We start from the raw sequence: 14843 nt of genomic DNA on the forward strand, positions 1-14843 counted from the left end.
TTGGAATGTTGTTATTTTTCTTTTTCCAACGAAATTCCAAGTGCAATTATATTGGGAAAATACGGAAATTCAAACGTGTTTTTTAGGGTAAAGGTATACGTGCCGGCTTCCATTTTTTTTCCTGTAAACAAGGTTTGCTTCACATCGCAAACATCCCCAGTACAATCGCCCAATTCTTCCCCTTTCTCATTTTTTAGCGCGAGCGAAAGGGTGCCATTTTCACTCTGGGGGGTTCCCGTAAGTTCCCAGGTTATAGGCAAACTTGGAAATTGTGACCCATAAACGATACTTCCTTCCACAAATGCACGGTACGTTCCGCCTTCTTTGAGGGTTAGGGTTATCTTTTTAGGGTCATTTTGCGCCCATTGACGGCTTTCAGGAAAATCAATCATTTCCCGCGCCCCCGTATGTTGTTGGCAAGCGGCAGTGATTAAAAGCAAAAACGTGAGGAGTCCAAAAGTTGTTTTCATCGTGAAGTAGTTTAGTATACTCATAACGCAAACGAACTTGGAATCGTATAGTTTAGAATTCAAATTCATCCAACCGTAGACTGTCGAGAACCACCGTATCACGTATTTTGGATTGAAGGCGTTCTCTGGCGGGACCTGTAATTTTAAGCGGTTGACCGTAGCCTAGCGTGTCGTTTGGGGTTATCAGTTGACGGCGCAACATTAATCGAGTGAGAAAATCAAATTGTTGTTGGGCAAACGTTTTGGGTTGTTGTGTCCCATCAAAGCGATACATAAATCCTTTGGGCTTGGGAATAATGGTCGCCAAAAACAAGCATTCTTTAAACGTCAATTCTGACGGTTTTTTTTGAAAATAATACTGCGCGGCTTCGCCAATGCCATATACATCAGGGCCCCACTCAATGATGTTGAAATAGACTTCCAGCATCCGTTCTTTCGTGGCGATGCGTTGGTTTTCTAAAATATACACCAAAAGAATTTCTTCCAATTTACGTGAAAGCGTTTTCTCTCGCGTGAGGAACACATTTTTCACCAATTGCATGCTAATGGTACTTGCCCCACGTGCAAATTTCTTGGTGCGAATATTTTTGGCAATCGATTGTTTAAACGCTTCGTTGATAAATCCACGGTGCCGCATAAACGACGGGTCTTCACTGGTCAATACGCATTTTTGCAGGAAAGGGGAAATCTCAGTAAGGGGGGTGTACAATGGATTGCTGCTTCCAATGAGAATTGGGCGTTGCGGAATCCCTTTTTCAATAGCCCTATATACGAATTCGCTGTTTATTTTTCCCAAATCGGCCGCGCCATAGTGGGTGATTTGTAACTTTTCGGGTTGCAGCTTGCTTTCAAAAACAAGGGCATTCGGATTTTTATCATGGTAGCTAAAATCCAATTGATACTTGAAATTTCCCGTTGCTGTCATGCCTTCAAAATGCGAAAACAAGCCTTTGGGTAAGGCATCGATAAAATCTTGTGCTTTGGTTTTCGGGATTTGTAGTTTTAGCGCATAGGTTTTCCCGTCTTCTTTTTCATAAAAAAGATAGGGGCGGCATTGTAACTTGCCTAAGGTGAGAAGCGAACTTGAATCCAAGGCAATGCTGCGTTCCCCAATAATCCAATGAAAATCGACACGAGCTTGTGCAATTTCAACATCTTTGGAGGCAATTTTGGGATGATTGAGCACCAATTGCTGAATAGAAGCAAATCCGTCGGTGTGAAAATCGCCGCTGTCCATTCCCATATTATCCAAATGAAAGCGCGCGGATTGGAAGGCGGTTTTCAAATGAAATTTATGTTGCAAATAAGGTAAAATTAGCGTGTCGTTCTTTTTGTTTTTAAAAATCAAATCGGCTTTTCGGTTGCGTGGATCGGCAAAACCCGAGAGTTGCCATTGCTGATGTATTTCGCCTTCGGTTAGTCGTATTGCTGTCGTGAGTTGCTGTTGTTGCAACATGAATTGGGTAAAATCGAGTTGCACTTTATGGCCCAGGTCGTTGATTTTTAACGCAAATCCTTTGATGTTCATTTGCGTTGGAATCAAGTTGAGAAATCGAGCGGTCAACCGATTGGCGAGCTCGGCATAATCTACGGTTGTAAAGGTGTCTTCTTTTTCTTTTTTTTGAAGAAAGGCGTCAAAATTGGAACCGTTTTTGGTTTTTACCCATTGTACATATCCGCCGTTGATTTCTAAATCGGTAATTTGTAGCGTTCCTGTGAGTAATTTCCAGAAGTTAAATCCTGTTCGAACAGGTCCCATTTGCACCAGGGTGTCGGCCTGATGCGGGGTGAGACTCATGCCGTCGATGGCAATGTGTTCGAGTCCCTCAAAATGCGGATTTTTTACGACCAATTCGCATTGGTACTCGGATTTCATTTTTACAACCGCTTTGGCGATAATTTGTTCTAAAATAGATTGACGAAAGGCAAACCCCATACCGATACCCACGACCAAGAGTCCCAAGATCCAGTATCCAATGGTTTTGATTTTTTTACGAGAAAAGTTCAATCGTTTCATCCAAATAATTCACTAACAACTTCTTCAATTTTGGAGACCAAAACGACGCGTATTTTGAGATTCGGTAAGGTTACTTTGTTGTATTTGGACACAAAAATAGTGGTAAAACCTAACTTTTCAGCTTCTTGAATGCGTTGTTCAATACGGTTCACGGGACGAATTTCTCCCGATAACCCCACTTCTCCCGCAAAACAAACTTCTTTCCCCACAGCAATGTCCTCGTTGGAAGAGAGAATGGCACCTACCACCGCCAAATCAATGGCAGGATCGTCTACCGAAATACCTCCTGTGACGTTTAAAAACACATCTTTGGTCCCCAAACGGAATCCAGCTCGTTTTTCTAAAACCGCCAAAATCATGTTTAATCGTTTGGCATTATACCCGGTAGTACTGCGTTGCGGTGTTCCATAAACAGCGGTGGAAACCAGGGCTTGAATTTCAATCATCAACGGGCGCATCCCTTCCAGTGTTGAAGCAATGGCCGTGCCGGAGAGTTCTTCTTCGCGGTGGGAAATCAATATTTCAGACGGGTTGGTCACTTCACGTAGTCCCGAACCTTGCATTTCATAAATGCCCAATTCGGCCGTCGACCCAAAGCGGTTTTTTAAGGCGCGTAAAATGCGGTACACATGATTCCGGTCGCCTTCAAATTGCAATACCGTATCTACCATATGCTCAAGAATCTTCGGGCCAGCGATATTTCCGTCTTTGGTAATGTGGCCAATTAAAATGACGGGAACATTAGTTTCTTTGGCAAATTTGATCAACTCAGCGGTGCATTCTCGAATTTGTGAAATGCTTCCTGCGGTGGATTCGATGTAGTCGGTATGGAGTGTTTGGATCGAATCAATAATCAGGATTTCGGGATCGACTTCCTGAATTTGACGAAAAATATTTTGCGTTTTGGTTTCCGTAAGTACAAAACAACTTTCGTTATTCGGGTTGATGCGCTCGGCACGCATTTTTATTTGCTTCTGACTCTCCTCTCCCGACACATAAAGCGTTTTGTAAGGGAGCATCAGTGAAAGTTGCAATAAAAGCGTACTTTTTCCGATGCCCGGTTCGCCGCCCAATAAAATCACCGAACCTGGAACGATACCGCCTCCCAAGACCCGATTGAGTTCGCCGTCACCGGTGTTCAAACGAATTTCTTGCGCGGAATCAATTTCTCTAATCTTTAAAGGTTTTGGCGCTTTTTTGACTTCAACAGTACCTTTCCAGGCAACTTTTTCTTCTTTTTGAATGATTTCTTCTACAATGGTATTCCATTCTTTGCAAGCATTGCATTGGCCTTGCCATTTGGCATATTGAGCGCCACAATTTTGACAGAAAAAAGTTGTTTTTAGTTTCGCCATTTGGGGTAAAAGAGGTTATTTTTTCTTGACTTGAGGTTTGAGTTCTTCCATTTTATCCATCATCATTTCCTTGGTTAAGTCGCCAATTTCTTGCAATTGGAAAGCATTTTGATAATGTTTCAACGCCATTTTTAAGTCGCCATTATTTTCATAAAAACGCGCCATGTGGTAATCGGCCAACATGGATTTTGGATACGCTTTTCGGGATAATTGGGCGAGTTGTTCAAATTCGTTAAAGGCTTTGTTTTTGATAATGGCTGCTTCGATAGCTTTGAAATCATTGAGACGAATATTCATTTTCATGCCCAAGGCTTTTTCAACCATATCGTACTTGTTTTTCAAGTATTCGACATAACCCGATTGAAGGACCACAATTTTTTCTTGAAATTCATTGGATGAAATGGGTTGGTATACCGAAAAAAACTGGTACAAAGCACTGGGAATAGCAAAGGGAACCAAAGAATAATGGGAACACCCTTTGAATTCATCATATCGGTAGTTTACTTTGGCTAAGTTGGCCGCTTTCATTTGGGTGTCCAAGGCAACTACTTTATCTTTTATCGATTTGATATCGCCATCCGCGGAGGCAACATAATAAAACATATTGGTTTGAAATGTCGCCATACGCTCGGGAATTCGCGTTTCCATGTCCAAAGGCATCACGGGGCTTAGCGATATGTACGCATTAAAAACGGGATTGTCTTTGTATAAATAAAAATTCATAAACCCAGCGGTAACATCGTGTCCAGCGACAATTTTGAACGGGGCGATACGCAAGTTTTTTTGCAAATACGGAAGGAGTTCACCGCCAATAAATTCAAAAAACGATTCCCCAATGCCTTCTGGAAGTCCCGTCGTTTCATCGACTTTACACTCTTCATCACGTTCGGTATCGGTGGTATGGTTTAATCCGACTAAAATAACTTCAGGCAAGTCATCCCAGTAATAAGCGTATTTTAGCGTTCCTTGTATAGGGTCAAACAAATAATCTCCATCCAAAGCCAAGAGAAGGGGATAGGCACGTTTTGCGTCTTTTCCGTAGGAGGGAGGTAATGAAATGGAAAGGTAGCGGTATTTGTCCAAGCGATTGGAAAAAATACTGTCTTTAATGACCTGTCCAAATCCGTTTAGACTCAGGGCAAGTACTAAAAGCAGGATTGTTTTTTTCATGTTTTATATTGGGTTAGGTTGCAGTAAGCGACCACCAATATAGGAATTATTTTCGATTTAATAGGGGTAATAAAAGATAGGATAACAAACCTAAAAATAGGGTAAGAAGCGTTTGAGAAGTCCAAACCAACCAACCAAATGCAGTGGCAGTTTCGTTTGGGATGCCATACAATCCGAAGATTAAGGCAATTGAAAAGGGATAAGCCCCGATACCTCCGTTGGTAAATCCGATGGCTAAACTACCAAAAATAAAGCCCATAATGATTACGTCAAAACCTATTTGATGCGTTTCTTTTAGGGCAAAAATGGGAATGTAAAACATGACCAGATAGCATCCCCAAATCAGAAAAGAATGCCCTATGTAGTGCCATTTTTTTTCCATTTTATAGACGCTCAACAAGCCTTCGGTAAGTCCTGAAAATTTAAGTTTAAGCTTTTGAATAATAGGCCATTCAGCATAAATCCAAATAAAAATAAAAAGCACCATAAGTGCCAAAAAACCGATGCTGAGGTAAACGATAGATTGAAGGCCAATGTTTTTGGTTTGTAAAAAGCCGTATAAGGTGTCAAATTGTAGCGCAAATCCAATGATGACAAAGAGAAAGAATAGGGCTAAGTCCACAATCCGTTCGGCAACGATGGTGCCAAAAGCCTTGTCAAAGGGAACGTCCTCGTATTTTTTAAGCAATACGGCACGCGTTACCTCTCCCGATCGTGGAATGGTCAAATTGACCAAATACGAGACACAAACGGTCAAAAAGTTGTTTTGTGTTTTTGGATAGTAGCCCAAGTGATTCAAAGCATATTTCCAGCGGTAGGCGCGCAACCAATGCCCTAAGGTGGCTACCAAAAGCGAGAGTGCCACGTAGAAATAATCCGCTTTCAACAAGCTGGTTTTTATATTTTGAAGGGCTTCAGGAGTGAGCGATTGGTATTGATAATAAATTAGTCCACAACCGAGAAGTAATGGAAGAACGAGTAACAATACATTTTTGACTTGCTTGTTCACGAAATTTATTTCAACAAGTTGGTCGTTTCATCGGGGAACACTAACCAAGGGGTGAAGGATTTAGCCGCCTCAAATTCGAGGGTGGCATACGCAATAATGATGATGATATCGCCCGGTTGAACTTTCCGTGCTGCGGGACCGTTTAAGGTGATTTCACCCGATTGCCGCGCTCCTTTAATTACGTAAGTTTCAAAGCGCTCGCCATTGTTGATGTTTACAATGGATACTTTTTCACCTTCAATAATGTTGGAGGCTTCCATCAACGCTTCGTCGATGGTGATACTACCGATGTAATTCAAATCGGCACCGGTTACTTTTACACGGTGAATCTTGGATTTAACTACTTGAATTTGCATGGGGCAAAGGTAAATTAATTTAATGAAATGGTATCAATGAGTCGCACATTGTTTGCAAAAACCGCAATAAAGGCGCGATATTTTCTGTTTTTTTGTTTTTTCACAGCAGGTTTTAAGGTATTCTCTTCGGCAATTTCAAAGTATTCCAATTGAAAAAGCGGGTGGTTGGCAAAGGTTTCAGCCACCATTTGTCGTGTTTTTGCAATGGATTGTTGGGCAAATTGATTCGCCGTTTTTTGTAAGGTGGCATAAATTAGCGCGGCTTCTTGACGCTCTTGTGGACTCAAACGTTCATTGCGCGAACTCATGGCGAGCCCATTGGCCTCTCGGTATACAGGGCAACCCACAATAATTACGGGAAGTTGCTCCTTGGCAACTAGTTTTTTGACGATTTGGAGTTGTTGAAAATCTTTTTCTCCAAAATAAGCTCTCGTTGGGTTTACAATTTCAAAAAGTTTTTTCACCACAGTGCCTACTCCATCAAAATGGCCGGGTCTAAATTTTCCCTCCATTTGGTGTTCTAAGCCTTCAAACGAGTAGGACTTTGATTCGGTTTTTCCTTCATAAATATCCGCAACGGAAGGGGCATAAATTAGAATTTTCTCAGAAATAGTCCTTACTTTTTGTATGTCGCTTTCCAAAGTGCGCGGGTATTTTTCTAGATCTTCCGGATTATTAAATTGCGTCGGATTGACAAAAATACTAATCACCGTGATGTCGTTTTCAACCACCGATTGTGCCAATAACGAAAGATGGCCTTGGTGTAACGCGCCCATCGTTGGCACAAAACCCACCGAGGTTTTCGGTTGCCTAAGGGATTCTAAATGATGCGAAAGCGCGTCTTTTTTGTCAAAAACCAACATGAATTTGTTTTCAAATTTGCGGTACAAACTTAGTAGGTTTCGTGTAAAACACCATATTTTTTTGTAATTTTGCCTGTTTTTTAAACAACAGTAAAACCAAAACCAATCAAGAATCAACCTATGGAAGACAAGAGGATATTATATGTGTCGTCTGAAGTGGTGCCTTATTTAGCTGAAAATGAGGTTTCGTTAATGTCGTATGACGTACCCAAAATGATTAACGATCAAGGCGGACAAATACGAATATTTATGCCTCGATACGGGAATATCAATGAACGAAGACATCAGTTGCATGAAGTGATTCGTCTTTCGGGGATGAATTTAGTGGTGAATGATGTAGATATGCCTTTGATTATAAAGGTAGCTTCGATTCCCAAAGAGCGTATTCAGGTTTATTTTATTGATAATGATGAATATTTTAAACGGAAATCAACGTTTACGGATGAAGAGGGTGTTTTGTATCCTGATAACGATGAGCGGGCTATATTTTTTGCCAAAGGGGTTGTAGAAACCGTCAAAAAACTGAATTGGGTCCCCGATATTATTCATGTTCACGGTTGGTTGGCTTCGATGTTACCAGTGTATATGAAGCATTTTTACAAGCATGAGGCTTTGTTTTCAGATACCAAAATTGTTACCTCAGTCTACAATTCAGGTTTCGAAGGCTTATTGGATAAAGAAGCGATAGAGAAAATTAAGTTTGATGGCGTACCTGCAGCATCGTTGGCGCCGCTTGCAGAACCCAATTATCAGAATTGGATGGAGGTAGCCATTGCGCATTCGGATGCCGTTATTGTGGGCTCGGAAGATTTGGATGGAGGTTTAACAAAAATTATAGCATCATCCGGAAAACCTTTTTTACCTTTCACCCCAAAAGAAGCGTTTGCTGAAGCCTATACTTCTTTTTACAAGCAAATGTTATAATAAAGTATATGAATTTTTCAAGATTTTTACGATTCTTAGGTGTAGTATCTTTAGTGACTTTGGTTTCTTGTGATAAAGATTTTACCAATGTAGGAATTGATTTAGTAGGAGAAGATCATTATGGATTGGATCAAACCTATTTTGATGTGATGGCCTACAACCAAAACACAGGAGCCGTGCAGGCTAATGATATGGCTATAAATTCCTTAGGGTATTACAATAATCCTGTTTTTGGAAAAACCAAAGCGAGTATTGTGACTCAGTTGGAATTAGCAGCGAATAACCCCATTTTTTATGCCAATGACATTACGATTGACTCCGTCTACATGCATGTGCCTTACTTTGCAACCTTGACGGATGTTGATGAAACTTCAGGCGACCCAATTTATCGATTGGATTCCATTTTACCGGCTCATCAAGTAGGAACAGCCTTGCCAAAGATCAAGCTGAGTGTTTACGAATCGGGTTATGCTATCCAAGATTTTGATCCGTCTTCAGGGTTGCAACAACCGCAATATTATTATTCCGATCAGTTGGCAGAGTTTGAAGGGAATTTGGCCAATGGAGGTCAGCGAATCAATACCGATAACACCAATATTGACACCCCAGCAACCACTGATTTTAGTCAAAACGACCAATTTGTTTTCCGGGATGATGAGGTCAAAATTTTACGTCCAAGTGGTACGGTCAAAGAACGATTGGCGCCTGGAATGTATTTAAATTTGAACAAAACTTTTTTTGAGAATAAAATTATCAATGCCCCCTCAGGAGTTCTTTTGAATAACAACACCTTCCGAAATTACTTCAGAGGGTTATTGTTTAAAGCCGAGGCTGCCGCTGGTTTTGAAAATCAAGGGGCCATGGCACGTTTGAATTTTTCGAGAGGAACAATTACGATTTTATACAAAGATTTTTCCTCCAGTACGGGTACTGAAAAAGTTCGTAAAAAGATGGTGCTCAATTTTGGCCCACGTACCATCAACTTTTTTGAAACCGATTATGTCAACCCTATTTCAACACCCGATGTGGTTAATGGGGATCAACGCCTCTATTTGAAAGGCGGACAAGGATCGATGGCGGTACTTAATTTATTCAATCCTACCGACAATATTGGTTTTGATGCAAACGGCAATCAAGTAAATACACCTAATGGAATTTCCGATGAGCTTGATCGATTGCGCAATCCTGCCGATGGTAAAAAATGGTTGGTCAATGAAGCAAATCTTGTCTTTCACATCGATAAAGATCAAATGCAACTCCCCTCGGATATCAATGGAAAAAAAGCCCCCGAGCCCAACCGCATATTGTTGTATGATTTAAACAACAACCGTCCTTTGGTTGATTATTCTGCCGATTTATCCACGAGTAGTTCCGTCAAAAACAACAAGTTTATTCATGGTGGGATTATTTCCAAAGACAGTGATGGGCGCGGTGAATTTTACAAGATTCGTCTGACCCGTCATATTCAAAATCTTATTTACAACGATTCGACCAACGTGCGGCTTGGATTGGTAGTAACCGAGAACATTAATAATGTAAATCGGGCTTTTTTACGCACCCCATTTTCTTTTGCCAATCGCATTAATAAATACATCCCGGCCATGGCTGTGGTCAATCCATTAGGAACTATACTGTATGGAGGTCACCCCAATGTGCCCGAAAATAAAAGAATTCGTTTACAAGTATATTATACCAAACCCGATTAAACAAACAAAGTTATGTGTGGAATTGTAGGCTACATTGGACATCGCGAAGCGTATCCTATTGTAATAAAAGGCTTAAAGCGTCTAGAATACAGAGGGTACGATAGTGCCGGTGTGATGCTGTATGATGGTACGGATTTAAAAATTAGTAAGACCAAAGGAAAAGTTTCCGACTTGGAAGCGCGTTCCCAACAGGAAATTACGACCAACGGAACCATTGGAATGGGCCATACCCGTTGGGCAACCCATGGAGTGCCTAATGACGTCAACTCACACCCCCATTTGTCCAACTCGGGCAATTTGGCTATTATCCACAATGGAATTATCGAAAACTATGAGCCTTTAAAAAAAGAGCTTATCAAACGAGGCTACACTTTTACCTCGGATACAGATACTGAAGTTTTGGTCAATTTGATTGAAGATGTTCAGAAAAAAGATGGACTAAAATTAGGGAAAGCTGTGCAAGTCGCCTTAAACCAAGTGGTTGGAGCCTATGCCATTTGCGTTTTTGATAAAAATAAACCCGACGAAATTGTGGTTGCCCGTTTGGGAAGTCCATTGGCTATTGGAGTGGGTGAAAGCGAGTATTTTATCGCGTCTGATGCTTCGCCATTTATCGAATATACGTCCAATGCCATCTATCTTGAGGATGAAGAAATGGCGATTGTACGTTTACATAAGCCGTTGAAAATTCGCAAAATTAAAGATGATTCGTTGGTAGACCCTTATGTTCAAGAGTTGCAAATGAATTTGGAGCAAATTGAAAAAGGAGGTTACGATCACTTTATGCTAAAAGAAATTTACGAGCAGCCCAATGTGATTAAAGATACCTACCGTGGACGTCTTCACGCTTCAACCGGTTTGATTCAAATGGCTGGGGTGGAAGATAATTTAGAGAAATTTTTGAATGCCGATCGCATTTTGATTATTGCCTGTGGAACTTCTTGGCATGCGGGATTGGTTGCAGAATATATTATCGAAGAATTTGCGCGAATTCCTGTGGAAGTCGAATATGCATCCGAATTCCGCTATCGCAATCCAATCATTACACCCAAAGATGTCGTAATTGCTATTTCACAATCAGGAGAAACGGCTGACACCTTGGCCGCCATTAAATTGGCTAAAGAAAAAGGAGCATTTGTGTTTGGGGTTTGTAATGTTGTTGGTTCCTCTATTTCTCGTGAGACAAATGGCGGTGCTTATACGCATGCGGGACCTGAAATCGGGGTGGCTTCCACGAAAGCTTTTACCACACAAATCACTGTACTTACCATGATTGCGTTGCGTTTGGCGAAAGCAAAAGGAACACTTTCTAATTCCGATTACTTCCGTTATTTGCAAGAGTTGGAGTTGATTCCCGAAAAAGTAGCCGAAGCGTTACATTCGAATACGATTTCAAAAGAGATCGCTGAAATCTATAAAGATGCTTCTAACTGTTTGTATTTAGGTCGTGGGTATAATTTCCCAGTAGCTTTGGAAGGGGCACTCAAGTTAAAAGAGATTTCATACATCCATGCCGAAGGGTATCCTGCCGCCGAAATGAAGCACGGCCCCATCGCTTTGATTGATGAAAAAATGCCTGTGGTGGTTATTGCACCAAAGCAAGGGCATTATGACAAAATTGTAAGTAACATTCAAGAAATTAAATCCCGAAGCGGTAAAATTATTGCTATTGTAACTAAAGGGGATGTTCAGGTAAAAGAATTGGCCGATCACGTGATTGAAATTCCAGAAACATCAGATGCTTTATCACCCTTAATTACGACCATTCCTTTGCAGTTATTATCCTATCATATCGCTGTTTTACGCGGTTGCAATGTCGATCAACCTCGTAATTTGGCGAAATCGGTGACTGTGGAGTAATTAATTTGCTACAAAACAATACTTTTTATAAAAGCAGGATTTAGGTCCTGCTTTTTTTGTATTCATGATAAATCAAAGAAAACGTTGTAGATTCTTCATACATTGCTCGTTTAAGGCTGGTAAAAATTAAAATTGTTTAACGACTTTGTGTTAAAATATCCCAATAAATTGAAGTTAATGAAAAATTATGCGCGCATAATTTATAATATCAAAATTATTCGTATTTTGGCTACTTAAACCAACAAAATATAATCAAATGAGGATTTATCATCTTTTTGTAACGCTGTTGTTCTGTGCGGTGACTTTTGCACAAACAACCATTACAGGTTCGGTAAAAGACAGTAAAAACGAACCCATACCTGGGGCAAATGTTAAAGTAGCGGGAGAGTCTGCCGCGGCTGTAACAGATGCTGACGGTAAGTTTACCTTGAAAACGTCCAAAAAACCTCCTTTTACCCTTGAAATCTCTAGCATTGGTTTTGCCACGCAAAAGGTTCAAGTAACGTCTGCTTCCCAAAAAGTGGATGCTGTGTTGCAAAATGAGGATACACGATTGGATGAAATTGTAATTTCAGCGTCTAGAACACCTGAGCGCATTCGGGAATCTCCTGTAACAATCGAGCGTATGACGGTGAAAGACATCAAGCGTTCGGCGTCACCTACTTTTTATGATGGTTTAGAAAACCTTAAAGAGGTGCACATGAATACGAGTAGTATGTCGTTTAAGTCAATAAACACCCGTGGATTTGCTACGGTGGCCAATACACGTTTCATGCAGTTGGTCGATGGAATGGACAACTCTTCTCCGTTGTTGAACTTCGTATTGGGGAACTTAATTGGTATATCTGAAATTGATGTGCAAAGCGTGGAATTACTACCTGGGGCTTCTTCTGCATTGTATGGAGCTAACGCGTTCAACGGTATTTTATTCATGACTAGTAAGAGTCCTTTTACAAGTCAAGGGGTTTCCGCGTATGTGAAGTATGGTCAAACCAGTCAGCGTGCTGCAGGAACTAATGAATATGCCGACTATGGTGTGCGTGTGGCGCATGCGTTCAACAAGAATTTTGCAGCGAAAGCCAACTTTTCATTTATGACAGGAACCGATTGGTTTGCCACAGATTACCGCGACATAGATTTAGTTAACAATGTAGGTTTAGATCGTTCTTTCCACAACTACAACGGGATCAATGTTTATGGTGATGAGGCTTCAACTAATTTACGTGGTGTGGCTACAGGACTTTTGAATGCAGGCGCAATTACACCCGCGCAGTTTTCGGTTTTCCAACAAATCTTACCGAATTATAATGTAAGCCGTACAGGATACAACGAAGTTGATTTGACCGATAACAAAGTCAAAAATGCTAAAGTTGACTTCTCGTTACATTTCAAACCTTGGGGTGATGATAATGAAATCATTTGGCAAAGTAAATTTGGCTTTGGAAATACGGTATACCAAGGAGCGAACCGTTATTATTTGAACGGTTTCTTCATGCAACAACACAAATTAGAATTTAAAGGGAAAAACTATTTCGTTCGTGGATATTTCACTACTGAAGACGGTGGAAACTCTTACGACATGTTGTTTACGGGATTAAACGTAAACCGCCAGTGGAAATCCGATGCACAGTGGTTTGGTCAATACGCTGGAGCGTACGTTCAGTCTACATTGGCGGGAGCGACACCTGCACAAGCACATGCTGCGGCTCGCGGGGTAGCGGATACAGGGCGTTTGATTCCAGGCACACCTGAATTCCAAGCTGCATTCAACCGCGTTATTGCAGATCCAAATGTACTTACAGGATCACGATTGGTAGATGACTCTAAATTGTATCACTCCGATGCGAATTACAACTTCAAAGACCTGGTTAAGTTTGCAGAAATTCAAGTCGGGGGATCTTTCCGTATGTATGAGTTGAACTCTTTGGGTCGTATTTACACCGATAAAGGTACAGATATCTTATACCGTGAATACGGAATTTATACGCAAATCCAAAAGAAATTCATGGATGATCGTTTGAAGTTTACCGGGTCTATTCGTTATGATAAGTCACAAAATTTTGATGGAGATTATTCACCACGTTTATCGTTGGTATACTCGGCAGGTGAGCAACGTAACCACAATTTCCGTGCTTCATTCCAAACCGGTTTCCGTAACCCAACCACGCAAGACCAATATATCGGGTTTAACGTAGGAAGTGCGGTGTTATTAGGTTCTGCTCCCGATAACTTAGACCGTTATACTGAAACCTTACCGATTACTTCTGCTTCAGGGCAAGCCATCGTGGGTGGTACTTCTACAACCATTAACGGTAACAATGCTTATTTCAATTCGTACACTGCTGCATCAGCGGCGCAATTTGCAGCTTTAGCGGGAACCGATCCTGTGGCAGCTTCTGCTTTGTTGCGTAGAGCGAATGTAAGTTTGGTACAACCAGAAACAGTGAAAGCTTTTGAATTAGGATACCGTGGTCAAATTAAAAATTTATCGTATGACATTACGGGATACTATAATATCTACAACGACTTTATTGGAAACGTAAACGTAGTAACTCCACTATACGGGGTGGCTCAAGATGCTCCCAACCCATTAGCGGGTCCTACCGATACAGGAGCTCAGTCAATTGATGCTTTGGCAACAGGAAATACACGTGTTTTCCAATTGTATACAAATACAGGTGTTGAAGTTCGTTCACTTGGTTTTGGGGCTGGATTCAACTATCGTTTGCCTAAAAACTTCGAGTTTAGTGCCAACTACAACTTTGCGGAATTTGATTATGATCAAGATCAAGACCCTGGATTTGAAGCAGGTTTTAACACCCCTAAACACCGTGTTAAAGCGAGCATCAGCAATGATAATTTGTTTAAAAACTTTGGATTCAGCATCAGCGGCCGTTGGAATACCGGGTACCGTTGGGAATCAACTTTCGTAGACGGGTGGATTGATGAAGCAACTGTATTTGATGCGCAAATCAACTACAACATACCAAAGTTGAAATCGGTTCTAAAAATCGGAGCTACTAATATCTTAGGTAACGAATACCAACAAGTATTAGGAGCCGGATTTATCGGAAGTCAATATTTTGCTTCTTTAACCATCAATCCTTAATTTA

Annotated in this window: 11 protein-coding genes; 4 read left to right on the forward strand and 7 right to left on the reverse strand. The window is 41.0% G+C overall.

Translation table 11 applies throughout. From position 1 onward, the window contains the following. Positions 1-11: 11 nt before the first annotated feature. Genes BUC17_RS01295 through panC form a run of 7 tightly spaced genes read right to left on the reverse strand, consistent with a single transcriptional unit; the run spans position 12 to position 7240 of the window. Positions 12-470: a hypothetical protein gene (locus tag BUC17_RS01295; protein WP_073360670.1), complete on the reverse strand. Its 459-nt coding sequence runs from the start codon at positions 468-470 to the stop codon at positions 12-14. A 52-nt stretch (positions 471-522) separates the two neighbouring features. Then, positions 523-2487 (reverse strand): transglycosylase domain-containing protein, encoded by a 1965-nt coding sequence (locus tag BUC17_RS01300; RefSeq protein ID WP_234977667.1) that lies wholly within the window; start codon positions 2485-2487, stop codon positions 523-525. Then, positions 2484-3842: a DNA repair protein RadA gene (gene radA, locus BUC17_RS01305; protein ID WP_073360673.1), complete on the reverse strand. Its 1359-nt coding sequence runs from the start codon at positions 3840-3842 to the stop codon at positions 2484-2486. Before radA ends, BUC17_RS01300 begins: the two co-directional genes overlap by 4 nt. Positions 3843-3857: 15 nt before the next feature. Continuing rightward, positions 3858-5012: an alpha/beta hydrolase gene (locus BUC17_RS01310; RefSeq protein WP_073360675.1), complete on the reverse strand. Its 1155-nt coding sequence runs from the start codon at positions 5010-5012 to the stop codon at positions 3858-3860. A 46-nt stretch (positions 5013-5058) separates the two neighbouring features. Continuing rightward, positions 5059-6021 carry a lysylphosphatidylglycerol synthase transmembrane domain-containing protein gene (locus tag BUC17_RS01315; protein ID WP_073360686.1) on the reverse strand — a complete coding sequence of 321 codons (963 nt, stop codon included), beginning with the start codon at positions 6019-6021 and terminating at the stop codon, positions 5059-5061. A 5-nt stretch (positions 6022-6026) separates the two neighbouring features. Continuing rightward, positions 6027-6377: an aspartate 1-decarboxylase gene (gene panD, locus BUC17_RS01320; protein ID WP_073360687.1), complete on the reverse strand. Its 351-nt coding sequence runs from the start codon at positions 6375-6377 to the stop codon at positions 6027-6029. Positions 6378-6391: 14 nt separating this feature from the next. Next, complete coding sequence (panC, locus tag BUC17_RS01325) at positions 6392-7240, reverse strand: pantoate--beta-alanine ligase (protein WP_073360688.1); 849 nt, start codon at positions 7238-7240, stop codon at positions 6392-6394. Positions 7241-7360: 120 nt separating this feature from the next. On the opposite strand from panC, the gene BUC17_RS01330 reads away from it, so the two are divergent. The 4 genes from BUC17_RS01330 (at position 7361) to BUC17_RS01345 (ending at position 14839) form a co-directional block, all read left to right on the forward strand. Continuing rightward, positions 7361-8164: a glycogen/starch synthase gene (locus BUC17_RS01330; RefSeq protein WP_073360689.1), complete on the forward strand. Its 804-nt coding sequence runs from the start codon at positions 7361-7363 to the stop codon at positions 8162-8164. 8 nt (positions 8165-8172) lie between these two features. Beyond that, complete coding sequence (locus BUC17_RS01335) at positions 8173-9870, forward strand: BamH family beta-barrel-assembly machinery protein (RefSeq protein WP_073360690.1); 1698 nt, start codon at positions 8173-8175, stop codon at positions 9868-9870. Positions 9871-9882: 12 nt separating this feature from the next. Next, entirely contained in the window at positions 9883-11730 is a 1848-nt protein-coding gene (gene glmS / locus BUC17_RS01340) for a glutamine--fructose-6-phosphate transaminase (isomerizing) (RefSeq protein WP_073360691.1), read from the forward strand. Positions 11731-11986: 256 nt separating this feature from the next. Continuing rightward, positions 11987-14839: a TonB-dependent receptor gene (locus BUC17_RS01345; protein WP_073360693.1), complete on the forward strand. Its 2853-nt coding sequence runs from the start codon at positions 11987-11989 to the stop codon at positions 14837-14839. The last annotated feature ends 4 nt before the right edge of the window (positions 14840-14843 follow it).

Source organism: Flavobacterium fontis (genome assembly GCF_900129405.1).
Lineage (GTDB): Bacteria > Bacteroidota > Bacteroidia > Flavobacteriales > Flavobacteriaceae > Flavobacterium > Flavobacterium fontis.